Annotated in this window: 27 protein-coding genes; 18 read left to right on the forward strand and 9 right to left on the reverse strand. The window is 71.9% G+C overall.

Features of this window, described 5'->3' with window-relative positions; all coding sequences use genetic code 11:
- Nucleotides 1-55: 55 nt before the first annotated feature.
- A complete protein-coding gene (locus AB0I81_RS23595; RefSeq protein WP_360659963.1) occupies nucleotides 56-538 on the reverse strand; it encodes a pyridoxamine 5'-phosphate oxidase family protein in 483 nt (160 codons plus the stop codon).
- A 122-nt stretch (nucleotides 539-660) separates the two neighbouring features.
- On the opposite strand from AB0I81_RS23595, the gene AB0I81_RS23600 reads away from it, so the two are divergent.
- Together AB0I81_RS23600 and AB0I81_RS23605 are read left to right on the forward strand one after the other, a co-directional pair.
- Nucleotides 661-801, forward strand: a complete 141-nt coding sequence (locus AB0I81_RS23600; RefSeq protein ID WP_360659965.1) for a hypothetical protein — start codon at nucleotides 661-663, stop codon at nucleotides 799-801.
- Between the two features lie 77 nt (nucleotides 802-878).
- On the forward strand, nucleotides 879-1,385 hold the full coding sequence (locus tag AB0I81_RS23605; RefSeq protein WP_360659967.1) for a DUF2961 domain-containing protein: 507 nt from the start codon (nucleotides 879-881) through the stop codon (nucleotides 1,383-1,385).
- Between the two features lie 177 nt (nucleotides 1,386-1,562).
- Here AB0I81_RS23605 and AB0I81_RS23610 read toward each other — a convergent pair whose 3' ends face one another.
- The 3 genes from AB0I81_RS23610 to AB0I81_RS23620 form a co-directional block, all read right to left on the reverse strand.
- Nucleotides 1,563-1,796 (reverse strand): hypothetical protein, encoded by a 234-nt coding sequence (locus AB0I81_RS23610; protein WP_360659969.1) that lies wholly within the window; start codon nucleotides 1,794-1,796, stop codon nucleotides 1,563-1,565.
- Between the two features lie 150 nt (nucleotides 1,797-1,946).
- Nucleotides 1,947-2,927 carry a LacI family DNA-binding transcriptional regulator gene (locus tag AB0I81_RS23615; RefSeq protein ID WP_360659971.1) on the reverse strand — a complete coding sequence of 327 codons (981 nt, stop codon included), beginning with the start codon at nucleotides 2,925-2,927 and terminating at the stop codon, nucleotides 1,947-1,949.
- Nucleotides 2,928-3,022: 95 nt separating this feature from the next.
- Nucleotides 3,023-4,240, reverse strand: coding sequence for an MFS transporter (locus AB0I81_RS23620; RefSeq protein ID WP_360659973.1), 1,218 nt, complete (start codon nucleotides 4,238-4,240; stop codon nucleotides 3,023-3,025).
- Nucleotides 4,241-4,309: 69 nt separating this feature from the next.
- Between AB0I81_RS23620 and AB0I81_RS23625 the strand changes: the two genes are divergently transcribed.
- The 3 genes from AB0I81_RS23625 to AB0I81_RS23635 all read left to right on the forward strand — a co-directional run bounded on the left by AB0I81_RS23625 (nucleotide 4,310) and on the right by AB0I81_RS23635 (nucleotide 5,941).
- On the forward strand, nucleotides 4,310-4,759 hold the full coding sequence (locus AB0I81_RS23625; protein WP_360659975.1) for a helix-turn-helix domain-containing protein: 450 nt from the start codon (nucleotides 4,310-4,312) through the stop codon (nucleotides 4,757-4,759).
- 85 nt (nucleotides 4,760-4,844) lie between these two features.
- On the forward strand, nucleotides 4,845-5,675 hold the full coding sequence (locus tag AB0I81_RS23630) for a hypothetical protein (protein WP_360659977.1): 831 nt from the start codon (nucleotides 4,845-4,847) through the stop codon (nucleotides 5,673-5,675).
- Entirely contained in the window at nucleotides 5,672-5,941 is a 270-nt protein-coding gene (locus tag AB0I81_RS23635; protein WP_360659979.1) for a hypothetical protein, read from the forward strand. Before AB0I81_RS23630 ends, AB0I81_RS23635 begins: the two co-directional genes overlap by 4 nt.
- On the opposite strand, the gene AB0I81_RS23640 is transcribed toward AB0I81_RS23635, so the two are convergent.
- Nucleotides 5,932-6,702 carry an ABC transporter ATP-binding protein gene (locus tag AB0I81_RS23640; RefSeq protein WP_360659981.1) on the reverse strand — a complete coding sequence of 257 codons (771 nt, stop codon included), beginning with the start codon at nucleotides 6,700-6,702 and terminating at the stop codon, nucleotides 5,932-5,934. The two genes, AB0I81_RS23635 and AB0I81_RS23640, sit on opposite strands and share 10 nt — an antisense overlap.
- Before the next feature lie 83 nt (nucleotides 6,703-6,785).
- Here AB0I81_RS23640 and AB0I81_RS23645 point away from each other — a divergent pair, with 83 nt between their 5' ends.
- From AB0I81_RS23645 to AB0I81_RS23695, 11 genes are all read left to right on the forward strand, one after another.
- Nucleotides 6,786-7,805, forward strand: coding sequence for an ABC transporter substrate-binding protein (locus AB0I81_RS23645; RefSeq protein WP_360659983.1), 1,020 nt, complete (start codon nucleotides 6,786-6,788; stop codon nucleotides 7,803-7,805).
- A gap of 107 nt (nucleotides 7,806-7,912) precedes the next feature.
- Nucleotides 7,913-8,668, forward strand: coding sequence for an ABC transporter permease (locus AB0I81_RS23650; protein ID WP_360659985.1), 756 nt, complete (start codon nucleotides 7,913-7,915; stop codon nucleotides 8,666-8,668).
- 82 nt (nucleotides 8,669-8,750) lie between these two features.
- The gene (locus AB0I81_RS23655) at nucleotides 8,751-9,485 is read left to right on the forward strand and encodes a GntR family transcriptional regulator (RefSeq protein ID WP_360659987.1); all 735 of its coding nucleotides are present in this window, start codon (nucleotides 8,751-8,753) and stop codon (nucleotides 9,483-9,485) included.
- Nucleotides 9,486-9,703: 218 nt separating this feature from the next.
- The gene (gene solA, locus AB0I81_RS23660; RefSeq protein WP_360659989.1) at nucleotides 9,704-10,819 is read left to right on the forward strand and encodes an N-methyl-L-tryptophan oxidase; all 1,116 of its coding nucleotides are present in this window, start codon (nucleotides 9,704-9,706) and stop codon (nucleotides 10,817-10,819) included.
- Nucleotides 10,816-11,877: an ABC transporter substrate-binding protein gene (locus AB0I81_RS23665; RefSeq protein WP_360659991.1), complete on the forward strand. Its 1,062-nt coding sequence runs from the start codon at nucleotides 10,816-10,818 to the stop codon at nucleotides 11,875-11,877. Before solA ends, AB0I81_RS23665 begins: the two co-directional genes overlap by 4 nt.
- Nucleotides 11,874-12,905, forward strand: a complete 1,032-nt coding sequence (locus AB0I81_RS23670; protein WP_360659993.1) for an ABC transporter substrate-binding protein — start codon at nucleotides 11,874-11,876, stop codon at nucleotides 12,903-12,905. Before AB0I81_RS23665 ends, AB0I81_RS23670 begins: the two co-directional genes overlap by 4 nt.
- On the forward strand, nucleotides 12,902-13,987 hold the full coding sequence (locus AB0I81_RS23675) for an ABC transporter ATP-binding protein (RefSeq protein ID WP_360659996.1): 1,086 nt from the start codon (nucleotides 12,902-12,904) through the stop codon (nucleotides 13,985-13,987). The genes AB0I81_RS23670 and AB0I81_RS23675 overlap by 4 nt, the downstream gene beginning before the upstream one ends.
- Nucleotides 13,951-14,832, forward strand: coding sequence for an ABC transporter permease (locus AB0I81_RS23680; protein ID WP_360659998.1), 882 nt, complete (start codon nucleotides 13,951-13,953; stop codon nucleotides 14,830-14,832). The genes AB0I81_RS23675 and AB0I81_RS23680 overlap by 37 nt, the downstream gene beginning before the upstream one ends.
- Nucleotides 14,829-15,638: an ABC transporter permease gene (locus AB0I81_RS23685; RefSeq protein ID WP_360660000.1), complete on the forward strand. Its 810-nt coding sequence runs from the start codon at nucleotides 14,829-14,831 to the stop codon at nucleotides 15,636-15,638. Before AB0I81_RS23680 ends, AB0I81_RS23685 begins: the two co-directional genes overlap by 4 nt.
- Nucleotide 15,639: 1 nt before the next feature.
- The gene (locus tag AB0I81_RS23690) at nucleotides 15,640-16,782 is read left to right on the forward strand and encodes an FAD-binding oxidoreductase (RefSeq protein WP_360660002.1); all 1,143 of its coding nucleotides are present in this window, start codon (nucleotides 15,640-15,642) and stop codon (nucleotides 16,780-16,782) included.
- A gap of 68 nt (nucleotides 16,783-16,850) precedes the next feature.
- Complete coding sequence (locus tag AB0I81_RS23695) at nucleotides 16,851-18,395, forward strand: AMP-binding protein (RefSeq protein WP_360660004.1); 1,545 nt, start codon at nucleotides 16,851-16,853, stop codon at nucleotides 18,393-18,395.
- 3 nt (nucleotides 18,396-18,398) lie between these two features.
- On the opposite strand, the gene AB0I81_RS23700 is transcribed toward AB0I81_RS23695, so the two are convergent.
- From AB0I81_RS23700 to AB0I81_RS23710, 3 genes are all read right to left on the reverse strand, one after another.
- Nucleotides 18,399-19,454, reverse strand: coding sequence for an aldo/keto reductase (locus AB0I81_RS23700; RefSeq protein ID WP_360660006.1), 1,056 nt, complete (start codon nucleotides 19,452-19,454; stop codon nucleotides 18,399-18,401).
- A 77-nt stretch (nucleotides 19,455-19,531) separates the two neighbouring features.
- Nucleotides 19,532-20,440, reverse strand: a complete 909-nt coding sequence (locus AB0I81_RS23705) for a hypothetical protein (protein ID WP_360660008.1) — start codon at nucleotides 20,438-20,440, stop codon at nucleotides 19,532-19,534.
- On the reverse strand, nucleotides 20,437-20,949 hold the full coding sequence (locus tag AB0I81_RS23710) for an RNA polymerase sigma factor (RefSeq protein WP_360660010.1): 513 nt from the start codon (nucleotides 20,947-20,949) through the stop codon (nucleotides 20,437-20,439). Before AB0I81_RS23710 ends, AB0I81_RS23705 begins: the two co-directional genes overlap by 4 nt.
- 201 nt (nucleotides 20,950-21,150) lie before the next feature.
- Between AB0I81_RS23710 and AB0I81_RS23715 the strand changes: the two genes are divergently transcribed.
- Nucleotides 21,151-22,434, forward strand: a complete 1,284-nt coding sequence (locus AB0I81_RS23715; RefSeq protein WP_360660011.1) for an MATE family efflux transporter — start codon at nucleotides 21,151-21,153, stop codon at nucleotides 22,432-22,434.
- Between the two features lie 62 nt (nucleotides 22,435-22,496).
- Here the strand turns inward: AB0I81_RS23715 and AB0I81_RS23720 are convergent, their stop codons facing one another.
- Nucleotides 22,497-23,165, reverse strand: coding sequence for a chemotaxis protein CheB (locus tag AB0I81_RS23720; RefSeq protein ID WP_360660013.1), 669 nt, complete (start codon nucleotides 23,163-23,165; stop codon nucleotides 22,497-22,499).
- Nucleotides 23,166-23,485: 320 nt separating this feature from the next.
- Between AB0I81_RS23720 and AB0I81_RS23725 the strand changes: the two genes are divergently transcribed.
- Entirely contained in the window at nucleotides 23,486-24,241 is a 756-nt protein-coding gene (locus AB0I81_RS23725) for a 2,3-dihydro-2,3-dihydroxybenzoate dehydrogenase (RefSeq protein ID WP_360660015.1), read from the forward strand.
- Nucleotides 24,242-24,249: the final 8 nt, after the last annotated feature.

Below are 24,249 nucleotides of genomic sequence, written 5' to 3' on the forward strand. Positions count from 1 at the left end.
TTCGGTGGAAGCCGCAGGTCGGGATGAGGGTTCCGACGTGGGGTTTGACGGTGGCTCAGGCGGAAGGCCAGGTGAAGCGGGTTGCGTCCGCGGGCAGGGCGTTCCAGGCGATCACCCGCGACGGCGTCAGGGCCCAGCAGCCCGCGGCATATGCGTCAGGGCCGAAGTCGTAGCCGTACTTGGCGCGCGTTGCCTCAGCCAGGCGGCGGGCCTCCTCGGGAGCCGGATGGACGCGTACGGCCCGCCCCTCGGCGATGACGGCCGAGTCGGCCCCGTCCAGGTGGATCGAGACCACCGCGCTGTGCCGCAGGTTGCGCTCGTGCACGGTCTCCAGGCTGCCGCCGAAGTAGAGCGCGTCGTCCACCCACACCCCGTCCACGGGCACGACGTGCGGCCGGCCGTCGGCGCGTACGGTGGCCAGCCAGTAGCGGGGCGCGGCGGCCAGCTTGGCCAGCACCTGCGACCACTCCAGTGTGGTGGTCTGCTCCTGGTGCCGGTAGCCGGGCGGCAGATGCAGGATCTCCGTCAGCGGCTCCATGCTCCGAGTATGACCGCGGACCCCTGGCGTCGGGGAGCCGTGACGCAGGGTTCTTGACGCTCAGCTCCCAGGTCTTGAGAATTCGATTGCTCGATCCCGGAGGAAATGCGGACTCGCGCCGCATGACGTGCGGAAACCACGGCAGCAGCCTGCGTGGCCAGCCCCGGTTGCGCACCGCCAGGCGCAGGCGGACCTTCAGCCACGATCGCACCAGTGGCAACGACAACCGGCTGACCGTACCGGTGGCGGCGACGACCGGCTGACCGTACCGGTGGCGGCGACGACCGGCTGACCGTACCGGTGGCGGCGACGACCGGCTGACCGTACCGGCGGGGGCACCGTGAGCCTGGCCGACATCGAGGGTCCGGGCTCCATCAACCCACATCTGGTGGCGCTGTCCCGGCGGGATGCGAAGGACGCCGACTACTTGCGGCGACTCGTTCTGAAGATCACCTGGGACGATCAGGTGCGCCCCAGCGTGCTGGTGCCGCTCGGCGGCTTCTTCGGCATGGGGCACGCCAGAGCCGCGAACTTCGTCTCGGTGCCGCTGCGGATGAGCCCGCAGGACGGCAAGGGCTTCGACTCCTGGTTCCACATGCCGTTCGCGAGCCGCGCGAAGGTGGAGCTGATCAGCGAGTTGTCGGCCGATCAAGGGCTCTTCGACTACTACATCGACGACCTCGGCCGCTTCCACGCCCAGCGGCGGTGCGAGCGCCCGACGGACGGCATCGACCAGGGCGGGCAGAGCAACCGCGAATTCCAGGTCGAGGGCGTCAACGACACGGGCGAGGGCAACTACGTCCTGCTGGAGGCCGAGGGGTGCGGCCACTGCGTGTTCGACATGTGAAAACCGGCGCGCCGGTGGAGGAGCGGTTGCCGTTCCGGACTGACCTGGCCTGAAGGGGGAGGGCCGCAGCGCGGTGTCCGTGGTGCTGGACTGCACGCCGGCCCTGTCGCACCAGGGGGACGCCGCGCTGCGGGGCTCACCTGCGGTCCTCAGGGGTCGAGGGCCGCGTTCGGGCCGTCAGTGCTGGGTGCAGGTCGCCTTCTTCGGCGAGATGATCGGCACCTGGACCCCGAGGCCGGCGACCTCGCCTGGCACGCAGACCGGTACGTTGTTGCCGGCGAAGTTGCCGTTGAAGGCGTTGACGGCGGTGTCTATGCTGCTGGGCACGTTGGCGGCTGCCGGGGTGGCGAGCGTGGCCAGCGCGAAGGCCCCGGCGAGGGCGACGGCGGTGATTCGGGTGGAACGAGACATCAGGACAGCCTTTCTGATTGCGGAGGGGGCCAATGGTTTCCGTGGGTACTTTCGCCGCCAGAGCTGACTACCGAACGTAACTAATGGTTACGGTGCGCTGTCAAAGTCGTGACCCCAACCTGTCCGGCCATCGTCCGCGAAATCGATTTCTCAGCGAGGCCGGGCGCTGCTCTGGCGGGGAAGCAGCTCGGCGGGCAGGACCACCGTGGCCGGCTGGGCGGACGGGGTGGCGATGCGGTCGACCAGGAGGCGGGCGGCCATGCGGCCCAGTTCGTACGTGGGCTGCGCGACCGTCGTGAGCGAGGGCCGTACCAGGTCCGCCCACGGGATCTCGTCGAACCCCACCAGCCCCATCTCCGCCGGCACCTCGACCCCCCGGTCGGTCAGGCACCGCAGCGCGCCCACCGTCATCAGGTTGTTGGCCACGAACACCGCGTCGGGACGGGAGCCCGACGACAGCAGCGAGGCCATCGCGTCGTAGCCGCCTTTCTCGCGGAAGTCCGCGCGCACCACCACGGGCTCGGCGGACAGTGCCTCGGTGTAGCCGCGCAGCCGCAGGTCGGCGGTGCTCACGCCCTCGGGCCCGGTGATGCAGGCGATCTTCGTGTAGCCGGCCTCCTGCAGGTGCCGGGTGGCCGCGCGGGCGCCCGCCTCGTTGTCGACCACCACCGTGTCCACCGCGCCGCGCGGAAGCTGCCGGTCGATGGCGACGACCGGCACGGGCGAGTCGAGCAGGTTCCTGGCCGCCTTGACGCTGCCGGACGAGGAGATGATGACGCCGGCCATCTGCTCGCTCAGCGCCGCCGTGACGTACGTCTCCTCCTTGACCGGGTCCTCGTCGCTGTTGCACAGCACGACGGAGTATCCGGCCTGCCGGGCGACGTCCTCGATGCCGCGGACCGTGGCGGTGAAGAACGGGTTGCCGATGTCGGAGATGATCACCGCCCACAACGTCGTACGGCTGCGCCGCAGGTTGCGCGCCACCGCGTTGGGCCGGTAACCCAGCTCGCGGACGGCCGTCAGCACCCGGGCGACCATCTCGGGGTCCACCGTGCGCCGGCCGTTGAGCACGCGGGAGACGGTGGCGGCGGAGACGCCCGCCTCGCGGGCGACGTCGTAGATCGTGGGCACTGAGCACTCCTCACGACTGAGTTCGGGGGACTTCAGCCGACGATGTCGCTGATCGTGCGCGAGCCCACAGCCACTGATCAACATACAGCGATGATCTATCGCCCGTTCGGGGATTCGGCAGAACGAACCGTGCCGACCAGGATGAGCGTAACCAGCGCCGACAGGAACGTCACCGCGCAGGCGGCGTTGAGCGCCACGGGCAGCCCGGCGAGTTCGCTCAGCGCCGGGCCCGCCAGCGCGCCGATCAGGTTCGCGGCGGCCTCCACGGTGAGGAAGGCCGCGGTGACGCGTCCGAGGTACTCGCCCGGGGCCGCCCGCTGCACGTGGGTCAGCACGGCGACCAGCACCGTGACCCCCGGCAGCCCGAGCAGGAACGCGGCGGTCATGGCGACGGGCAGCGAGGTGGCGTTGAACATCAGCAGGAACGCGCCGCCGACGAGCGCCTGGGCCGTGGCGATCGTCGGCCGCGGCGCGAAGCGGTCCACGAGGCGGCGGCTGACGGGCGCGCCGACGACGAAGCCCAGGCCGAGGGCGGACAGCAGGTAACCGACCCCCGTGGTGCCGCCGAACGTGGCCACGCCGAACGGGATGAGCAGGGCCGTGAGCGCGGCGTTGGCCAGCAGGTACACGGCGTTGGTCGCCAGCAGCGCCCGCGTCGCCGGGCCCCGCAGGACCAGGCGCAGCCCCTGCCCCAGCTCTCTCCGAACCGTCGCGAGCCGCTCCCGGGATTCCGGGGTGCGGGGGTGGCGTGCGGTGCGGGAGATCGCCGCCGCCGACAGCAGGCCGGCCGCGGCGGCGACGGCGACGACCGCCTCGACGCCGGCCGTCGCGAACAGCAGCCCGCCGAGCGCGGGACCGGCCAGGCCGAGTACGCCCGTGGTGGTGGCGTTGATGGCGTTCGCGCTGGTGAGCGTGGGTCCGGTGCCGACCATGACGGGGATGTGGGCCTGGGCGGCGGGGTGGAAGAGCGTCGCGGCGGTGCCCTGCCCGAGCGCGGCGGCGTACACGAGCCAGATCGTCTCGGGTGTGCCGGCGAGCAGCACGACGGAGACCGCCGCGGAGTGCAGCAGGTCGGCGGCGATCATCAGGCGGCGGCGGTCCCAGCGGTCGGCCAGGACTCCGGTGACCGGCCCGAGCAGCAGGGAGGGCAGGAACTCGAAGGCCAGGGTGACGCCGGTGGCCAGCACCGAGCCGGTGACGGCGTAGACGTGGGCGGGGATGGCGACGACGAGCATGCTCGTGCCCAGCCTGGTGGCGGACCGCCCCGCCCAGAGATAGCGGAAGTCGCGGACGCGCAGGGCATGCGGCAGCACTGGTTCTCCTCCTCGAATTTATTCTCTGAGAAGAGAACAGGGATCGAATTATTCTGTCAAGATAGCCCTGTGGATCCTGTGGAACTTGGCCGGCGGCTGCGCGCCCGCCGGACGGCGCTCGGCCGGACCGTGGCCCCGGTGGCCGCCGACGCCGGCCTGTCGGTGCCGTACGTCGCCAACCTGGAGAACGGGCGGGGCAACCCGACCGTCGCCGCCCTCGACCGGCTCGCCGAGGCGCTCGGCACCCGGCTCGTGATCACCCTCGCCGACCCGTCCGCGGAGGAGGGCGCGCCCGCTCCGCCGCCGTCCCTGGTGGAGTTCGCCGGCGGGCGCCGCTTCCGGCGCCAGGCCGCGTTGCTGGCGGAGTCGCTGGGGGAGGAGGCGGGAGTGGTACGGGCGATGCTGGCCGACGCTCTCGCGGCCGTCGCGGCGGCGCTGCGGCGCGACGACCTGCATGAGGGCGACTGGCAACGGCTTCTGGACGCTCTGGTGCTGATCCTGGCTCATCCGTCGGATTGATCTACAATGTAAAGGCGTCCGGGTGGTGGGTTGACGACGAGGCGAAGGCGAACAATCTTGAGAACAGCGGCGAGAGGAGCGGCGCGTGGCACGGATCGTCGGCGCGGTGGGAGTGCCGCACACGCCGCACTTCCCGGGCATCGTACGGCGCGGCGAGGCACTGGCCCCCGAGCTCGAACGCCTCTACGGCGAGGTCGCCGGGCACCTGCGGGACCTGGCGCCGGACGTGCTGATCGTGTTCACCTCCGACCACTACAACACCTTCTTCGTGGAGAGCGTGCCGATCTTCAGCATCGGCGTGGCGGAGTCGGCGGCCGGGCCCGGCGACTACCGCGAGCTGCCGGCGTGCGAGGTGGCGATCGACGCGGAGTTCGCCAGGCGCATCCAGGCCCATGTGGTGCGCGCCGAGTTCGACGTCGGGATGAGCCAGGAGTTCGAGCTGGACCACGCGGTGACCGTGCCGCTGCACTTCCTGACGCCGGGGATGGAGGTGCCGATCGTGCCGGTGTTCGTGAGCGGGCTGATGCCGCCGATCCCGCTGTCGCGGCGCTGCCACGCGCTGGGCGCGGCGATCAGGGCGGCCGTCGAGGACGATCCCGCGCCGAAGCGGGTCGCGGTGCTGGCCAGCGGGAGCTTCTCGCTGGAGATCGGCGGGCCGCGGATCAGCGCCGACTCCCACACGGGCGTGCCGGATCCGCGCTGGGCGGAGCGGGTGGTGTCGCTGCTGGCCGGCGGCGAGGTCGGCAAGCTGGTCGCGGAGGCGGGGGAGGAGCAGCTCGCCCAGGCGGGCAACGCGGGTGGCGAGCTGCTGGACTGGGTCGCGATGCTGGGCACGTTCGATCCGGGGGCGCCGGCGTTCCTGGAGGCGCAGCCGGGGTTCGGGCACGCGTACGGGGCCTGGCGGGCGGACACGTGAGCCTGTACGCGGTGAACAAGGTGTGTTACCGGGTGGTCAGGGAGCCCGAGTTCCGGCGGGCGCTGACCGAGGCCCCGGAGGAGGCGCTGCGCGCGGCCCGTCCGGCGTTGAGCGAGGAGGAGCTGGCGGCGTTGCTGGCCGGGGACGTCGGCCGGTTGTCGCGGATGGGGGCCAACAACTTCCTGCTGCACCAGCTCGGCCGGTTCCGGCTGCTCGGCCTCGACCTGCCGACGTACGCCGAGCGGATCCGCGCCGCCTACCGGTGAGGCGGCTGTGAGGCGGCGCCCAGGATTTCGTGGAGTTCGGCGGAGCAGCGGGCGAGTCCGGCCGTGTGCGCGCCCTGTCCGAGCGTGCGGGGACGGGGGACGTCCACGGCCACCGTGGTGAGGATGCGGCCGGGGCGGGGAGTGAAGGCGACGACGCGGTCGGCGAGCAGCACCGCCTCCTCGATGGAGTGCGTGACCAGCACGACGGTGGCGGCGTGCTCCATGTGGATCTGCTGGAGCTCGATGGACAGCTCTTCGCGGGTGAGGGCGTCGAGGGCGGAGAACGGCTCGTCCATGAGCAGCACGCGGGGCCGCTGGATCAGCGCCCGGCACAGGGCGACGCGCTGCTGCATGCCGCCCGACAACTCGTGCGGCAGCCGCCGGTGGAAGGTTTCCAGCCCGACCATTTCGAGCAGGCTGTGGGCGCGCGTGCGGTGCTCGTCCCTGGGCCAGCCGAACACCTCGACGGGAAGCAGGACGTTGTCCAGGACGCTGCGCCAGGGGAGCAGGGCCGGACGCTGGAACATGATGGCGACGTCCCTGCGTGGCTTCACGACGGGCTCGCCATCTACCCTCACCTCGCCCGAGGTGGCGGGAAGCAGACCGGCGATCAGCCGCAGGAGGGTGGACTTGCCGCAGCCGGAGCGGCCCACGACGGCGACGAACTCCCCGCCGGCCACGTCCAGATCCACCGCGCGCAGCGCCTCGACCGCGCCCCGGCGGCCACCGAACACCTGGGAGACTCCCCGCAACCGGATCACCTGGTGACCTCCTGGTGAAAGCCCCGATTGATCCAGATGATAGGCGATGTTGACTGGCCCCGATCGTCGGTCATGATCGGGGCATGAGGCGACTGCCGCGTGTGATCACGATCAGCGTTCTCGTCGCGACGTTCTCCCTGCCCGCCGGCTGCGGCTCGGGGACAGAGGAACCGTCGCCCGCCCGGCCGGCTGCCGACCGCGTCACGTACGTGACCGGGTTCGGGACCTTCGGCCGTGAGGCATACGTCTACGTGGCGCAGGAGAAGGGCTATTTCCGCGAGGCCGGGATCGAGGTCACCGTGCAGCCGGGGCAGGGCAGCGGGGAGAACCTGGCCGCGGTGCTCGGCGGGCGGGCCCAGTTCTCCGCCATCGACTTCACCGCGACGCTGATCAGCGCCGCCAATGGCAAGGCGGACGGCGCGGTCGCGGTCGCGGCCCTGCACCAGCGCACGCTGGCGGCGCTGATGACGCTGGAGGGCAGCGGCATCGGCGAACCGGCGGACCTGGAGGGCAAGACCGTGGCGGACGCGGCGTCGTCGGTGATCAGCATGATGTTCCCGGCGTACGCCAAGCTCACGGGGGTGGACCGGGAGAAGGTCAAGTGGGTCAGCCTGGAGCCCGCGCAGCTCGCCGCCAACCTGGCCTCCGGGCAGGTGGACGCCATCGGCCAGTACGTGGTCGGCGAGCCCACGGTGCGCAACGCCGCCAAGGGCAGGAAAGTGACGGTGCTGCCCTTCGGTGAGGTCATCACCGACCTGTACGGCTCGGCCGTGACCACCTCCGCCACGCTCGCCAAGGACCGGCCCGACCTGGTCAGGAAGTTCACCGGTGCGCTGCTGAAGGGGCTGGCGTACGCGGTGGACCATCCTCAGGAGGCGGCGCAGATCCTGCTCAAGCGCCAGCCCGCGATGAACGCGGAGTCGGCGGCGGCGGAGCTGACCCTCATGGCGCCTTACGTGCGCCCGTCCGGCGGCGAGCCGATCGGGGCGATGAGCAGGGAACGCGTCGAACGCGCGATCACCGCGCTGCGTACCGCCGGGGCGTTCGAGACGGCGCCGACGCCGGAGTCGGTGGTGGCGTTCGACCTGCTGCCCGCGGGCTGACCGGCGTGGACGAGGCCGGACGACGCCCAGAGGCCGGACGGAGCCCTCAGGCCGGGCAGCGTCGGGAGGCTGGGCAGCGACGCGAGGTCGGGCAGCGTCGCGAGGCGGTGACGGCGGCGGGATGGTCCGTGCTGGGCGTGGTGGTCGCGGTGGGCGCGTGGGCGCTGGTGGCCGCGGCGTTCGCGATCCCGGAGATCATCCTGCCCGCGCCCGCCGACGTGGTGGCGGCGTTCGGCCGGATCCCGGGTTACCTGCTGGAGCAGGCGGCCATCACGCTGGGGGAGACCGTGCTGGGCTTCGGCCTGTCGGTGGGCTGCGGGCTGCTGATCGGGATGGCGATCGCGGCGTGGCGGGTGGCGGAGCTGATGTTCTATCCGCTGCTGGTGGCCTTCAACGCGGTCCCGAAGGTGGCGCTGGCGCCGCTGCTGGTGGTGTGGATGGGTTTCGGGCAGCAGCCGAAGGTGGTGATGGCGCTGCTGGTGTGCTTCTTCCCGGTGGTGTTGTCGGTGGCGGGCGGGCTGACCTCGACGCCGCCGGAGCTGGTGGAGCTGGCCAGGTCGCTGGACACGCCCCGATGGCAGACGTTCGTGAAGATCCGCTTCCCGGCGGCGTTGCCGCAGATCTTCGTGGGGTTGAAGGTGGCGATGCCGCTGGCCTCGGTGGGCGCGGTGATCGGCGAGTTCAGCGCGGGGGACGCCGGGCTGGGGTTCGTGATCGTGCAGGCGGGCGGCAGCTCGGACACGGCGCTGGCGTTCGCGGCCATCGCGTTGCTCGGGATCATGAGCATCGTGCTGTTCTACGCCCTGGTGCTGGCCGAACGGCTGCTGCTGCCCTGGGTACGGGAGACCGCCGCCCCCCGCTGAGCCTGCTTCACCACGGTAAACACCGAAAAGTTATATCTAAGCGACTATTGACATAACTAATCGCCACAACGAGTATTTTGACATGTCAGAACGTGACCTCTTGCTCCACGTGCGGATCCGCAAGGCGCTGGAGGCACGTATCCGTGACGGCCAGTGGGGCCCGGGAACCCGGATCCCCACCGAGGTCGAGCTCTGTGAGGAGTTCGGGGTCTCGCGCATCACCGTGCAGCGGGCCCTGCGTGACCTGGCCGACGCCGGGCTGATCGTCCGCTTCCGCAGACGCGGCAGCTTCGTGGCCCAGGCGATCGGCCAGCACAACCTGCTGCGTTTCACCGGCCTGCTCATCCAGGGGCCGGAGACGCACGGAGACCACGAGGTCATCTCGGCGCAGGTGCTGCCCGCCCACCTGGCGCGGCTGCGGCTGCCGGGGATACCCGACGAGGAGGCGGTCGTCCAGATGGAGCGCCACAAGCTGCGCATGGACGGCAAGGTAGCCAACACCGAGCTGCACGTGCTGCCTTTCCGGCTGGCCCCCGACCTGCTCGACCAGCCGTTAGAAACCCTGACCTCCCACGCCTACCTGCGCGATCGCGGGGTCGAGCTGGTGCGGGCCAGGCTCTACGTGGAGCCGTACGCCCTCGGCGAGACCGAGGCGGAGCTGTTCGGGTTGCCCGAGGGCACACCCGTCTTCCGCTGGATGCGCGAGACCTGGACCCGCCGGGGCGAGATCGCCGAACTCCTGGAGGAGATCGTCCCGCCCCGCTCCGAGAGCTTCTACGTGGAGACCGACCTGAGCGGCTCTTCCGACCACAGCTGACCGACCCATCACCCCCGAGACCACCCCCGCCCGTGCGCCGCTGCATACCACTGTGCGCCACGGTCCACAGCCATGCCCTGGAAGCCATGGCCTGGAAAAGCCACGCCCTGGCAAGCCATGCCTTGGAAGCCGGGCCCCAACGCCAGGGCCCCGAAGCCAGGCTCAAAAGCCGGGCTCAAAAGCCGGGCCAGAAGCCGGGCCCCGGAAGGAGCGGTTCCATGACCTCTGTCGCCGTCGTCGGCATCGGCGCCGTCGGCTCGATGGCCCTGTGGCGGCTGGCCGCGCGCGGCATCCCGGCAACCGGTTTCGACGCCTACGCGCCAGGCCACGACCGTGGTGCCGCGGGAGGCGAGTCGCGGATTTTCCGCACCGCGTACAAGGAGGGGCCGCAGTACGTGCCGCTGTTGCGCGAGGCCCGCGACCTGTGGGGCGAGTTGGAACGGGCGGCGGGCCGCCGCCTGCTGACCCCGGTCGGCGGCGTCACGGTCGGGCCGCGCGAGCATGCGAAACTGGCCGCCGTGCTGGCCGCCGCCCGCGCCCACGACCTGCCCGTGGAGGTGCTGACCGGCGCGGAGGCGGCCCGGCGGGTGCCGGAGCATCCGCTGCGCGAGGGCGAGGTGATGATCGCCGACCCCGATGCGGGTTACCTGCGCCCGGAACCGGCCGTGGTGGCCGCGGCCGCCGCCGCCGAGCAGGCCGGCGCCCGCATCCTGCGCTACACCCCGGTCACGCGGGTGCGCCAGGACGAGGGCGGGGTGACGGTGACGACCGCGGACGGTGAGCACCGCTTCACCCACGCGGTCCTGGCCCCCGGCCCCTGGGCGCGCACGCTGCTGCCCGACGCGCCGATCGTCGCCAAGGCCATCACCTCGACCTGGTTCCCGCGCCGCGAGGAGAGCCTGTTCGATCCGGGGAGCTGCCCGATCGCCATCCGCGTCGGCGAACCCGCCTACTCCTGCTTCCCGTCGGTGGACGGCATCGGCGTCAAGGTCAACCTGCACGTCCCGTGGCAGGAGATCGACTCGCCCGACGCGCTGGCCCGCAGCGCGCCCGCCGCGTACGTCCGGCAGGTCGCCGAGGCCGTCGCGGCGACGCTGCCCGGCCTGCGGCCCGACCCGGTGCGCGTGGCCACCTACGCCGACGCCTTCACCCCCGACGGCCACGGCCTGCTCGGCAGGCAGGGCAGGACCGTGGTCGCGGCGGCGTTCAGCGGGCACGGTTTCAAGCTCGCCCCCGTCTTCGGCGACATCGTCGCCGATCTGGTCGAGACCGGCGCCACCGCGCGCGGCATCGGCCATCTAGCCCCGGACCGCCCCCTACGGAGGTCGTCATGACTCCCAGACCGCTGACCGTCGCCGTCCTGACCACCGCGTTCACCGCATTCGCAGTCACGGCCTGTGCCCCGCCCACCCCGTCCGCCGCGCCGGGGACGCTGGTCGTCGCCGGATACGGCGGCTCCTACGAGGAGGCGTTCAAACAGTCGGTCATCCCCGACTTCGAGAAGACCTGCGGCTGCAAGGTCACCTACATCGCCGGCAGCTCCACCGACACCGTCGCCAAGCTGAAGGCCCAGCAGGGCGCCCCGCAGATCGACGTCGCCCTGATCGACGACGGCGTGCAGAACCAGGCCGTGCAGGCCGGGCTGCTGGCCGCGCTCGACCCCAAGGCCGTCACCAACCTGGCCAACGTGATCGACCTGGCCCGCCTGCCCGGCGACGTCGGCGTGGGCTTCTCGCTCAACGCCACCGGCATCGCCTACAACACCGAGCACTACGCCAAGAACGGGCTGCCCGAGCCCACCAAGCTGGCCGACCTGGCCGACCCGAAGCTCAAGGGCAAGCTCGTGATGCCGTCCATCACGCAGACGTACGGGCTGGGCGCCCTGCTCATCGCCGCCAAGGTCGGCGGCGGGTCCGAGCACAAGGTGGATCCGGGCTTCGCGGGCATCAAGAAGATCGCCGCCAACGCCGTCACCTTCGACACCACCGCGGACGTGTCCAACTACTTCCTGCAAGGTCAGGCCGTGGCCAGCGTGTGGGGCAACTCGCGGGTGCAGATGCTGGCCAAGAAGGGCTATCCGGTCAAGTTCGTCTACCCGGAGGAGGGGGCGCTGCCGCTGATCGCCACCGTGAACGTGGTGAACAAGGCGCCGCACGCCGACCTGGCGCAGAAGTTCGTCAACACGCTGCTGGAACCGGCGGCGCAGCAGGCCATGGCCGAGTCCAACTTCAACGGCCCGACCGTCAAGGGCGTCAAGCTCGACCCGGCACTGGCCGACAAGGTCGTCGGCCAGGATCGGGCCGCCGACCTGCGCAAACTCGACTGGGCCGTGATCAACAAGAACCGTTCCGCCTGGACGGACCGCTGGAACAAGGAGATCGAGACCGCATGACAAGGCTGCTCGCCGCGGCCCTGGCCCTCACCGCACTGACGGCCTGCGCCCCGCCCAGCCCGACCGCCGCCGCGGGCACGCTCGTGGTGGCGGGGTACGGAGGCTCCTACCAGGAGGCCTTCGAGCAGGCCGTGCTGCCGGACTTCGAGAAGACCTGCGGCTGCAAGGTCACCTACATCGCCGGCAGCTCCACCGACACGGTCGCCAAGCTGAAGGCGCAGCAGGACGCCCCGCAGATCGACGTCGCGCTCATCGACGACGGCCCGCAGGCGCAGGCGGCCGAGGCCGGGCTGCTGGCCAAGCTGGACCCGGCCGCCGTGACCCGCCTGCCGAAGGTGGAGAAGGTGGCGCGCCTGCCCGGGGATGTCGGCGTCGGGTTCGCGCTGACCGCGACCGGCCTGGCGTACAACAGCAAGTGGTACGCCGACAACGGCCTGCCCGCCCCCACCAAGCTGTCCGACCTGGCCGACCCCAAGCTCAAGGGCAAGGTCGTGCTGCCGTCGATCAGCAACACCTACGGCGTGGGCGCCCTCATGCTGGCCGCCCGCGAAGGCGACGGCTCGGTCGAGTCGGGCTTCGCCGGCATCAAGAAGGTCGCGGCCAACGCCTTCACCTTCGACACCACCGCGGACGTGTCCAACTACTTCCTGCAGGGCCAGGCCGTGGCCAGCGTGTGGGGTGGCTCGCGGGTGGAGACGCTCGCCGACAAGGACTTCCCGATCAAGTTCGCCTATCCGGCCGACGGGGCCATCCCGCTGCTGGCCACCGCGAACGTCGTCAACAAGGCGCCGCACGCCGACCTGGCGCAGAAGTTCGTCAACGCCCTGCTGGAGCCGGCCATCCAGCGGAAGCTGGCCGCCGAGGGCTACGACGGCCCCACCGTCACCGACGCCACCCTCGACGCCGCGCTGGCCAAGCGCGTGGTCGGCTCCGACCGGGCGGCCGAGATGACGCCGCTGGACTGGAAGGACGTCAACGGCAACCGCGCCACCTGGACCGACCGCTGGACCAAGGAGGTCGAGCAATGACGAGCACCACCACCGAAGCCGCCCCGGAGACCGCGGTGCGGCGCGGGCGGCTACGCCTGGACGGCGTGCGCAAGGTGCTGGGCGGCAAGGAGGTCGTCTCCGCCGTGGACCTGGAGACCGAGCCGGGCGAGTTCCTCACCCTGCTCGGCCCGTCCGGCTGCGGCAAGACGACCACCCTGAACATGGTCGCCGGGCACCTGGCGGCCGACGGCGGCCTGATCGAGGTGGACGGCCGCGACATCACCGCCGTGCCGCCGCATCGCCGTTCCATGGGCATGGTCTTCCAGTCCTACGCCCTGTTCCCGCACCTGACGGTGGCCGACAACGTGGCGTTCGGGCTGCGCATGCGCAAGGTCGGCGGCGCCGAGCGCAAGCGGCGGGTGTCGGAGGTGCTGGAGATGGTGGGCCTGGACGGCATGGCCGGCCGCCATCCGCGCCAGCTCTCCGGCGGCCAGCAGCAGCGCGCCGCGCTGGCCAGGGCCCTGGTCATCCAGCCCGACCTGCTGCTGCTGGACGAGCCGTTCTCCAACCTCGACGCCCAGCTGCGGGTACGGCTGCGCGACGAGGTCGCGTCCCTGCAGCGGCGCATCGGCACCACCGCCATCCTGGTCACCCACGACCAGGAGGAGGCCCTCGCGGTCTCCGACCGGATCGCGGTCATGGCCGACGGCGTCATCCACCAGCTCGACCGGCCGCACGAGATCTACCTGCGGCCCGCCACCGACTTCGTGGCCCAGTTCATCGGCGAGGTCAACGCCTTCGACGGCACCGCCGTGGACGGTGAGGTCTGCGAGGTGGCCGGCCAGCGGGTGGCCGCGACGCCGGTCGGCGAGCCGGTTGCCCAGGGCGCCGCCGTGCGCGTGTACGTGCGGCCCGAGGTGGTCCGCGTCTCCTCCGACGGAGAGGGGTTGCGCGGGACCGTACGGGAAACCCGGTTCCTGGGCTCGCGCATTCGCTGCATCGTCGCCACCCCGGCGGGCGAGGTCACGGCGGCGCTGCCCTACGACGCCCGGGTCCCCGCGCAGGGCGAGGAGGTGACCTGCTCATGGCGACCGTCGGACGCGTCGCTGGCAGCCCGGTGAAGGCGAAGGGCCGGGTGAGCCGGCGTACCGGCCTGCTGCTCGCGCTGCCGGCCATCGCCATCTTCGCGCTGCTGTTCGTGGCGCCGCTGTTCACCCTGGTGGCCAACAGCTTCAGGACCCAGACCGGCGCCTTCACCCTCGGCAACTACGAGCGTTTCCTCGGCGACCCCTTCTACCGGGACGTGTTGTGGAACACCCTCAAGGTCGCCGCCCTGACCACGATCGGCTGCCTGCTCATCGGCTACCCGTTCGCCCTGTACATGCGGGGCCGCTCCGCCCGCGTGCGCAACTGGCTGGCGCTGCTGCTGCTGTCGCCGCTGCTGATCAGCATGGTCATCAGGGCGTACGGCTGGCTGGTGGTGCTCGGCCCGAACGGGCCCGTGGCCTCCTTCATCTCCTGGCTCGGGCTCACCCCGCCGCAACTCCTCTACAACGACACCGCCGTGCTCATCGGCATGGTGCACGTGATGCTGGCCTACATGGTGCTGCCGCTCATGGGCAGCCTGGACCGCATCGACCCGACCCTCGTGCCCGCCGCCAAGGGGCTCGGCGCGCCCGGCTGGACCTGCTTCTGGCGGATCACGCTGCCGCTGTCGGCGCCCGGCATGCTCGCCGGCGCGATGATCGTGTTCAGCCTGACCGCCTCCAGCTTCGTCACCCCGGCGATCCTCGGCGGGCCGAAGGTGAAGCTCATGCCGTACTTCGTCTACACCCAGGCCACCACCACGCTCGACTGGCCGTACGCGGCGGCGATCGGGTTCGTGCTGGTGGTCGTCACGACCGGGCTGCTGCTCGGCTACTCGCGGCTGCTGCGCCGCGGCAAGGGCGAGGTGGTGTTCGCATGACCCGGCTGACCCGTGTGCTCGGCGCCGCGTTCGCCACCCTCGTCGGGGTGTTCCTGATCGCGCCCGTCGCCGTCACCGTCGCCTCCTCGCTGACCACCACCTCCTACGTGACGTTCCCGCCGCAGGGCATCACGCTGCGCTGGTACGCGGAGGTGTTCCAGAAACCGGAGTTCCTGTCGTCGTTCGCGCTGAGCGCAGGGGTGGCGCTGGCGGCGGCGGCCATCTCCGCGGTCGTGGGGCTGGCCGGCGGGCTGGCCATCCACCGCTACCGCTTCCCCGGCCGGGGCGCGCTGGAGGCGGTGCTGTCCAGCGCGTTCGCGGTGCCCACGATCGTGCTGGGCATCGGGCTGCTGCAGTGGTTCGCGCAGATGGGGCTGGCCTCCAGCCCGTTCACGCTGCTGCTGGCCCACCTGGTGCTGACCGTCCCGTACGCGGTCCGCCTCGTCCTGGCCGGTCTGGCGGGCCTGGACCGCTCGGCCGAGAAGGCGGCGGCCGGGCTGGGCGCGGCGCCGTTCCTGGTGTTCTGGCACGTCACGCTGCCGGCCGTGCGCGGCGGGCTGATCGGGGGCGGGTTCTTCGCCTTCATCACCTCCTTCGACGACCTGACGGTGGCGCTGTTCGTGGTCACCACCGACCTGCAGACGCTGCCGGTGCGGATCTTCAACTACATGCAGTACGACTACGACCCCACGGTCACCGCCATCGGCACGCTCATGGTGCTGTTCGCCGTGATCTCGGTCGTCGTCATCGAACGTTTCGTCGGCGTGGCCAAGCTGTTCGGCGCCGACAGCGAGGAAAGGAACTAACGTGCGAGTCGTCGTCATCGGCGCAGGGGTGATCGGAGCCGCGGTCGCGGCCGGCCTGACCCGGCGCGGGGCGCAGGTCACCGTGCTGGAGGCGCGTGCCCCGGGATCCGGCACCACCTCCACCTCGGTGGCCTGGGTCAACGCCAACAACAAGACCCCACAGCCGTACTTCGAGCTCAACCAGGCCGCCGTCTGGGCCCACCACCAGTTGCCCGGCGACTGGTTCCACCCCACGGGCAACCTCGAATGCGCCGTCACCGACGAGCACAAGAAACTGCTCGAAGCCCGCGTGGCGCGGCTGATCGGCATGGGTTACGCGGTCGAGCGGGTCACCGCAAGGCGCGCCCTGGCCCTGGAGCCCGACCTGGTGCCCCCGCCGCCCGGCACCGAGTACGTCTACTTCCCCACCGAGGCGTACGTGCAGCCGCTGCGCCTGCTCGGCCGCCTGCTCGGCGAGGCCCGCGACGGCGGCGCCACCCTTGAGTGCGGCGCGCCGGTCACCGGGATCGAGTCGTCGGCGTCGGGGGTGAAGGTCACGGTGGCCGACGGGCGCACGTTCGCCGGCGACACGGTCGTCACCTGCACCGGCCGCTGGACCGAGGAGGTGGCGGGGCTGGCCGGCGCGACCGTCCCGATGCTGGACCCGGCCGTGTCCGGCACGGTCACCAACGGCATCCTGGTCACCACGACGCCGGTGCCCGCCCGGCTGTCGCGTGTCCTGACCACCGCCGCGCTCAACCTGCGCCCCGACGGCGGCGGGCGGATACTGCTGCAGTCCCTGCCCCTGGACCGGCTGGCCGACCCGTCGGCCCCCGTGCCCGAGGCGGTGCTCACCGAGATCATGGCGCTGCTGCCCGGCGTGTTGCGCGCCACGGAGGGGGCGAGCGTGGAGCGGGCCGTGGTGGGGCAGCGGGCGATGCCCGGCGACGGGCTCACCGTGGCCGGGTTCGCCGACGCGGAGCGGCGGGTGTACACGGTGGCCACGCACAGCGGGGTCACGCTGGCGCCGCTGCTGATGGAGGAGGTCGCGGGGGAGGTGTTCGGTGAGGAGTCGGCGCTGCTCGCGGCCTTCAGGCCCACCCGCTTCGCCGACGGCACCGCGGGTCCCGCGCCCGTCCCCGCGCGCAGGCCCGGACAGCAGTGACGGGCGGGTTCCGGTAAGGCGTCAGCGGGTACGCGTACCTCCTGCCGCAAGGAAGGCCGGGTACGCCGATGATCGGACGGCTGATCGACTGGGGTGGCTTCGGGGCCGGGGCCGCCGCCGCGCTCGTACGCAACGGGCTGCTCGGGCCGGTGCATCCGTCCGCGCTGGCCCGCATGGTGGAGGCGTACCGGCACTTCCACCTCACGCCCGCCACCGGCCTGGCCGTCGCCGCCGCCCGCTGGCCCGATCGGACGGCCGTGGTGGATGAGGAGGGCTCGCTGACCTTCGCCGAGCTCGACGGGCAGGCCGCCGCGCTGGCGGCGGCCCTGTACGACCGGCTCGGCGTCGGGCCCGGCCGGACGGTCGCGGTCATGTGGCCCAACGACCGGGGGTTCGCGCTGGCGGTCGCGGCCGTGTCCCGGCTCGGGGCCGACCTGCTGCTGCTCAACACCGGGCTGGCCGGGCCGCGGCTGCAGGAGGTGTTGCGGCGCGAGCGCGTGCACGCCCTCATCGCCGCTCCCGGCCTGGCGTCCGTGGACTTCGACGGCCCCCGGGCCGGGGATCTGACGGAGCTCGTGCGAGGGGCCGGGCAGGGTCAGGCGCCGGTGCCGCGGCGGCCGGGGCGGCTGGTGCTGCTCACCTCCGGGACGACTGGCACGCCCAAGGGCGCGCCGCGGCTGTTGTCGCCGGCGGCGGTGACGGAGCCGTTCGTGTCGATGCTGGCGACCGTGCCTGTGCGCGGCGGCGAGCCGATGCTCATCGCGCCGCCGCTGTTCCACGGGCTCGGAATGCTCTGGTACGCCGTCGCGCTCGTCCTCGGCTGTCCCGTCGTGCTGATGCGCCGCTTCGACGCGCAGGCCGTGCTCGACACCCTCGACCGGACCGGGGCCGGGACGCTGGTGGCCGTGCCGGCGATGCTGAGACGCCTGCTCGCCCGCGAGCAGCGGCGGCTGCCGCGCCTGCGCGTGGTGGTCTCCGGCGGCTCCGCGCTGCCGCCCGATCTGGCCACCGCCTGGATGGACGCCCACGGCGACGTCCTGTACAACCTCTACGGCTCCACCGAGGCCGGCTGGGCCGCCCTGGCCACCCCCGCCGACCTGCGTACCGCGCCCGGCACCGTGGGCCGCCCGCCGCGCGGGGCAACGGTGCTGATCGAGGACCCCGGCGGGGGAGAGCAGCCTGCCGGGCAGGTGGGGCGGGTGATGGTCGGGGGCGGGCTGACGTTCGGGGCCCGGGTCAGCGACGGGCTGCTGGCCACCGGTGATCTGGGTCATCGTGACGAGCACGGCCGGCTGTTCATCGACGGGCGCGACGACGACATGATCGTCTCCGGTGGTGAGAACGTCTTCCCGCAGGAGGTGGAGAACCTCCTGGCCCGCCAGCCGGGGGTGGCCGACGTGGCGGTGCTGGGGGTGCCCGACGAGGAGTTCGGGCAGCGCCTGGTGGCGTACGTGGTCGCGGCGGACGGGGCCACGGTGTCGGCGGAGGAGTTGCGGCGGGTGGTCAAGGAGGAACTGGCCGGGTTCAAGGTGCCGCGCGAGGTGGAGTTCGTGGCATCCGTGCCACGCAACCCGACCGGCAAGGTGGAACGGGACCGGCTCGTACAGGACTGACCTTCAGGTCGGCTGGGGGATCAGGCGCTCGATCGGCGGGTTCACCCGGGCGAACCCCTCCTGGCTCCGGTACGGGTAGTACGGGTAGGCCGCCGTGACCGTGCTCGCGGCGTCCAGCCTGGCCACCTGCTCGCCGGTGAGGCGCCAGCCCACCGCGCCCAGGTTCTCGCGCAGTTGCTCCTCGTTGCGCGCGCCGACGATGACCGAGGCCACGGTGGGCCGCCCGAGCAGCCAGTTGAGCGCGATCTGCGGCACGCTCCTGCCGGTCTCCCCGGCGATCTCGTCCAGCACGTCCACCACCGCGTACAGGCGCCCGTCGTCCACCGGCGGGCCGTACGCGGCGGTGCGGTGCAGCCTGCTGCCCTCGGGAAGCGGCCGGCCGCGCCGGATCCTGCCGGTCAGGCGGCCCCAGCCGAGCGGGCTCCACACCAGCGCGCCGACGCCCTGGTCGAGGCCGAGGGGCATCAGCTCCCACTCGTAGTCGCGGCCGACCAGCGAGTAGTAGACCTGGTGGGCCACGTAGCGCGGGTGGCCGTACCGGTCGGCGGTGGCGAGTGACTTCATGAGCTGCCAGCCGGAGAAGTTGGACACGCCGACGTAGCGCAGCTTGCCCGCCCCGACCAGGTCACCGAGCGTGGACAGCACCTCCTCGATCGGCGTGGCCGCGTCGAAGGCGTGCAACTGGAACAGGTCGATGTGATCGGTGCCCAGGCGGCGCAGCGCGTCGTCCACCGCCTTGATCAACCGGGGCCGTGAGGTGCCGGCCCCGTTGGGTCCCTCGTCCACGGGCAGCCCGGCCTTGGTCGAGATGAGCACCCTGTCGCGCCTGCCCTTCAACGCCTGCCCGAGCACCTCCTCCGAAGCGCCGTCGGAGTAGACGTCGGCGGTGTCGAACATGGTCACCCCCGCCTCCAGCGCCACGTCCACGAGCCGCCTGGCCTCCGCCACGTCGGTGTTGCCCCAGGCGCCGAACAACTCTCCCCTGCCCCCGAACGTGCCGGCGCCGAAGCTCAGCGCGGGAACCCGGAGCCCGGACGCGCCCAACTGCCGATATTCCATGATCTGACTCTCCTTAACGGGTTTGTCGTCCCGTTAAGGAGAGTAGCACGCTAATGGAATTATTGTCCCGTTAAGCTTCAGCTGGTGGTGTCGTCGTACCACTCGGGCCGGCGGACCGTGAGCGGGTCCGGGGCCGGGCCGGCACCCGGTCCGGGATTGACGTAGATGTCGATCGTGTCGGAGCTGATCGCGCGGCAGCCGTTGACGGTCCAGTCGTCCTTGACGCGGTCCGCGGGGACGGCCGCATCGAAGAAGCTGTCGTCGGGCAGGGTCCACAGCAGGCGGTGCGCGCTCTTCAGCCCGTGCCGCCGCACCTCGGCGCGGACGGCTCCGACCGTCTTGCCGCGGGCCTGGTAACCGTTCAGGCATTCCTCGCCGGACTTGTCGTACAGGGTGTCATCGGCGTAGGGCTCTCCGGGCTTGGCGGGGCGGCCGACGCCGAGCACGACCCGGCCGGGGAAGTCGGCGGGCATCCAGACCTTGCCGCAGAACGCCGAAGCGCAGGGGGCCACATACTGCACGCCTATGCTGCCGTGCCAGCGGAAACCCTCGGGCACGACCGGACCGAGCAGCTTGCCCACATCTTGCGGCGCCACCGGGACGACCTTCACGGTGACGTTCAGCCCGACCTCGCGGAAGGCCTCCTCGAAGCTCCGGCGGTCGGCCGCGGGGTCGGTGATGGTGACGCTGAAGTGGTCGGGGGCCTTCTTGATGGAGACCGCCGCGTTGGCGTACTCGGTGGCGGGCCCGGCGGCGGGCAGGCCGACGCCGATCGCCACGGCCGCGGCCACGGCGGTGGCCGCCGCGAGCAGCACGGTCCCGCGCGCCCGCCCAAAACGCCCGAAGAGGCCGGGCAGCCGGGACGGGCGGTGGGGTTCAGGTTCTGCGGCCAGGATCGCGGCCCGCAGTTCGCGCGCGCCCGGCCCCTGTTCGGGTGCGTGCGGCGCCGGGTCGATGGCCCTGATCAGGTGGTCGATGTCGGTCATGCTTCCCCCATCACGATCGTCGAGGACGGCCTGCGCTCCAGCGCCGCCGCCAGTCGTTTGCGGGCCCGGTGCAGGCGGGTCCTGGCGGCGATGGACGTACAGCCCACGACCTTGGCGATCTGGTCGCCGCTCAGCCCTTCCCAGCAGGCCAGCGCCAGGACCTCACGGTCGCGTTCCGGCAGCGCGTCGAAGGCGGCGCGCACGTGCTCCAGGTCGGTGGACGTGGGCGGCCGATGGGCGGCCAGCTCGTCCCGCAGCCGGTCGGTGAGCATGGCCCTGCGGGAGTCGCCGCGCTTGTGGTTGGCCAGGACGCGGCGCGCCACGCCGTACAGCCACAGCAGCGCCCGCTCGCCCTCGGGCACCTCCGCGACGCGCCGCCAGGCGATGAGGAACGTCTCGGAGATGACGTCGGCGGTGTCGTCGGGTGAGCTCGTACGGCGGGCGGCGTACTGGGATATCGCCGGGTAGTACGCGTCATAGACCGCTTCGAAGCGATCTCGGTCTGTCACAGGGTCTCCTTGCGATAAGTGCCGAACACCCTGGTTTGTGTCCGGCACCTCGCCGCATGTTGCAGTCCGACCGAAATGGGGCTCGGGCACCCTACCGCGCCCACCGAAGGCACCCCGACCGGGCTGACGGGGTACGGACGGCCGGGATGGTAGAATGATCATGTATCCCGTGCGGTCCGACCGTCCGGGATCTTGCTTTTTATGCCTTCTCCGCACCGCGTCATCCTGAGCGCGGCAGTTCCGCTCATGTTGTCCCTCAGCGCGGGGATCATCGCCCAGGTCACCGGCACCTCCCTGCTCGGCCGTCACGCGACGGCGGATCTGGCCGCCTTCGCCCTGCTCGCCGCGGTGATGGTCCCGGTCAACGCGGCCGTCGCCGGCGCGGTACGGGGCATGGCGCCGTTCGTCGCGACCTGCCGCGACCGTCCCGCCGAGGCGTTACCCCTGCTGAAGGACGCGCGCTGGCTGTCACTGGCGGCCGGGGCGGTCGGCGCGGGGGTGATGCTGGGCGTTCCGCTGATCGCGCGCGCCGGCGGGGTGAGCGGCCGGGTGGCGGCCGAGTTCGGCGTGTTGCCCCAGCTCTTCGCCCTTCAGGTGCTGCTGGCCGCAGCGGGCGGGGGCGCCGGCGGGATGCTGATCGCCCTGGGGCACAGTCGCAGGGTGCTCTGGCCGGGCCTGACCGGCACGGCCCTGCACGTGCTCCTGCTCGTCCTCCTGGTGCCCAGGCTCGGCGTCCAGGGCACGGGCATCGCCGGGCTGATCTCCACCGCCGTCTCCGTCGCCCTGTCCAACCTGCTGCTGCGGCGCCTGCCGGAACTGGCGGGCCGATCCCTGTGGCCGGGGCGCCCCCGGTTCCGGGAGATCGCGCGCATGGCCAGGGTTGGCCTGCCGATGTCGGGCACGCTCATCATCAAGTCCGCCGTGATGGGGACCGTGACCTACGCCGCCGCGGGGGGCGGGGCGCACGCCGCCGCGGCGCACGCGATCCTGCTCTCGGTGGAAGGGCCCATCGGGCTGATCGCCTTCGCGACCGGTCAGGCCGCGACGCCGGAGATCGCCAGGTCGGCCACCCGGGGCGAGGCCCGGCGCTTCATCGGGGCGGCTCTGACGGTCGCGGCCACGGGGGTGTCGGCCGGCGCGCTCTTGCTGCTCCTGCTGGGGGAGGCGGTGCTGAGGTTGTTCACCACCGACGCCCGGGTGCTCGCCCTGACCCTCGGCCTGTTGCCGCTGCTGGCGATTTATGCACTGACCGAAAACTGCGTGATCGTGATGTCCGCCTGCCTGATGGGCCTCAAGCGATCGGGCTGGATCCTGCTGTCGGCGTCCGTGGGACACGGCGCGCTCGCCGTGGCCGTGACCCCGGTGACGGCCACCTGGGGACTGACCGGCCTGTGGACGGCGCTGATCGTCAGCCGGGTGCTCGTCCTCGCCATGCAGACGATCGGGCTCCTCCGCCACGGCGCTCCGCCGCCCGGCTCGCGGTAGCCGGGCTCAGGGACCCGCGACGCTCGGGGCGCACGGCCGAGGTTCGTTGTCAAGGTGGTGAGTCAGGACGGCCGGCCCTGGAGCGCCTGCCCGCCGTGTTGCTGATCCCGCCGTTGCTGCGGTCCCACCAGGTCGAGCAGCAGTGGGGCCACCTGGTTCAGCGGCACGATGTGATCGACGATGGCGTCCCGCGCGATGACGGCGCCCGGCATGTCGAAATGGTTGCTGGTGTCGGCGTCGGTGGTGACGACGGTTCCGCCGAACCGGTGCACGGCCGTGGCCCCCGTCGCGCCGTCGTTGCCGCGTCCGGACAGGATGACGGCGACCACGTCGGGTCCCGCCGCCACCGCCAGGGTGACCAGCAGCAGGTCGGCCGACGGGCGGGAGGGCGGGTACGGGCCGGAGGGGATCAGCGCCAGCAGCCGGTCCTTGGTCACCAGCAGGTGCCGCCCCGGCGGTGCGACCGCCACCCGGCCCAGGGCGAGCCGCTGCCCGTCGTACGCGGGCTCCACCGTCAGCCCGGTCCGCTTGCCGAGGATCTCCGGCAGGACACTCTTGTAGTCGGGCGCGATGTGCTGCAGCACGAGGACCGCGGCGGCCAGGTCCGGCGGCAGCGCCTCCAGGACCAGGGCGGTTGCGGTGAGCCCGCCGGCCGAGGACACGAGCGCGATGACCGGGCAGGTTTCCGGACCCGGCGCGGCGGGTTCGGGCAGGCCCGTTACCGAGACCATGGCGTACCTCCTCCGCTCGCCGACACCACTATCCCACCGCAGGTCAGGTCGCCACGAGCAGGGGACGCAACTCTCAGGTAACCATCCTCCCCCCTTTTTCCCGGAACCGGCGCGTGGCGCGGCTCACACGGTTCTTCCCGCGCCCCCGGAAGGACGCGCCGAGCAGCGGTGAACGCCGCCGGCCGTAGATCATCCGGAGGCGCGCCGGGCGTGGCGGGCGGCGGCGGAGGCACCGAAACACTCTCTTGACAGATGCTGACTTTCCGATCAAATTAGGCAAGGCTTACCTAACTAGAGCATTCGGGGAGGGCTTGCCGCAAATGGACGGGATCGAGGGCAGTATCGCCTTGGTGACCGGCGCGGCCCGCGGGATCGGGGCAGCGGTGTGCGCCGCGCTGGCCGAGGCGGGCGCCAAGGTCGCCGCCGCCGACCTGCACGCCGGTACGGGCGGCGACGTGGTGCCGTACCAGATGGACGTACGTGACGCCCGCGACGTCGAGGAGGTCGTCACGGCCGTCGAACGGGAACTCGGCCCGATCGGCATCCTGGTCAACATCGCCGGCGTGCTCCTGCCCGGCGCGGTGGACGACACCGGCGACGACCACTGGCGCCAGAGCTTCGCCGTCAACGCCGACGGTGTCTTCCACGTCTCCCGAGCCGTCGCCCGCCGGATGACGCCCCGCCGCGCGGGGGTGATCGTCACCGTCGGCTCCAACGCCGCCTCCGTGCCGCGCGTCGGCATGGCCGCCTACGCCGCCTCCAAGGCGGCGGCCCGCATGTTCACCCGCTGCCTCGGCCTGGAGGTGGCAGGGCACGGCATCAGGTGCAACGTCGTCTCACCCGGCTCGACCGACACGGCCATGCTGCGCGCCCTGTGGGCCGGCGAGGATCCCGACGAGGCGCTGTCGGCCACGCTCGCCGGCGACCCCGGCAGCTTCCGGGTCGGCATCCCGCTCGGCCGGGTGGCCGAGCCGTCCGACATCGCCGACGCGGTCCTGTTCCTGTGCTCGGACCGGGCCCGGCACATCACCATGCACGACCTCCTTGTGGACGGCGGCGCGACCCTTCGTGCCTGACGAGATTG

This window comes from Nonomuraea sp. NPDC050404 (genome assembly GCF_040655495.1).
GTDB lineage: Bacteria > Actinomycetota > Actinomycetes > Streptosporangiales > Streptosporangiaceae > Nonomuraea.

Excerpts from the sequence above, each read along its gene's own strand:
- AB0I81_RS23595 (WP_360659963.1), bottom strand. The coding sequence starts at position 538 with ATGGAGCCGCTGACGGAGATCCTGCATCTGCCGCCCGGCTACCGGCAC.
- AB0I81_RS23600 (WP_360659965.1), top strand. The coding sequence starts at position 661 with ATGACGTGCGGAAACCACGGCAGCAGCCTGCGTGGCCAGCCCCGGTTG.
- AB0I81_RS23610 (WP_360659969.1), bottom strand. The coding sequence starts at position 1,796 with ATGTCTCGTTCCACCCGAATCACCGCCGTCGCCCTCGCCGGGGCCTTC.
- AB0I81_RS23645 (WP_360659983.1), top strand. The coding sequence starts at position 6,786 with ATGAGGCGACTGCCGCGTGTGATCACGATCAGCGTTCTCGTCGCGACG.
- AB0I81_RS23655 (WP_360659987.1), top strand. The coding sequence starts at position 8,751 with ATGTCAGAACGTGACCTCTTGCTCCACGTGCGGATCCGCAAGGCGCTG.
- solA (WP_360659989.1), top strand. The coding sequence starts at position 9,704 with ATGACCTCTGTCGCCGTCGTCGGCATCGGCGCCGTCGGCTCGATGGCC.
- AB0I81_RS23665 (WP_360659991.1), top strand. The coding sequence starts at position 10,816 with ATGACTCCCAGACCGCTGACCGTCGCCGTCCTGACCACCGCGTTCACC.
- AB0I81_RS23670 (WP_360659993.1), top strand. The coding sequence starts at position 11,874 with ATGACAAGGCTGCTCGCCGCGGCCCTGGCCCTCACCGCACTGACGGCC.
- AB0I81_RS23675 (WP_360659996.1), top strand. The coding sequence starts at position 12,902 with ATGACGAGCACCACCACCGAAGCCGCCCCGGAGACCGCGGTGCGGCGC.
- AB0I81_RS23680 (WP_360659998.1), top strand. The coding sequence starts at position 13,951 with ATGGCGACCGTCGGACGCGTCGCTGGCAGCCCGGTGAAGGCGAAGGGC.
- AB0I81_RS23685 (WP_360660000.1), top strand. The coding sequence starts at position 14,829 with ATGACCCGGCTGACCCGTGTGCTCGGCGCCGCGTTCGCCACCCTCGTC.
- AB0I81_RS23695 (WP_360660004.1), top strand. The coding sequence starts at position 16,851 with ATGATCGGACGGCTGATCGACTGGGGTGGCTTCGGGGCCGGGGCCGCC.
- AB0I81_RS23700 (WP_360660006.1), bottom strand. The coding sequence starts at position 19,454 with ATGGAATATCGGCAGTTGGGCGCGTCCGGGCTCCGGGTTCCCGCGCTG.
- AB0I81_RS23705 (WP_360660008.1), bottom strand. The coding sequence starts at position 20,440 with ATGACCGACATCGACCACCTGATCAGGGCCATCGACCCGGCGCCGCAC.
- AB0I81_RS23715 (WP_360660011.1), top strand. The coding sequence starts at position 21,151 with ATGCCTTCTCCGCACCGCGTCATCCTGAGCGCGGCAGTTCCGCTCATG.
- AB0I81_RS23720 (WP_360660013.1), bottom strand. The coding sequence starts at position 23,165 with ATGGTCTCGGTAACGGGCCTGCCCGAACCCGCCGCGCCGGGTCCGGAA.
- AB0I81_RS23725 (WP_360660015.1), top strand. The coding sequence starts at position 23,486 with ATGGACGGGATCGAGGGCAGTATCGCCTTGGTGACCGGCGCGGCCCGC.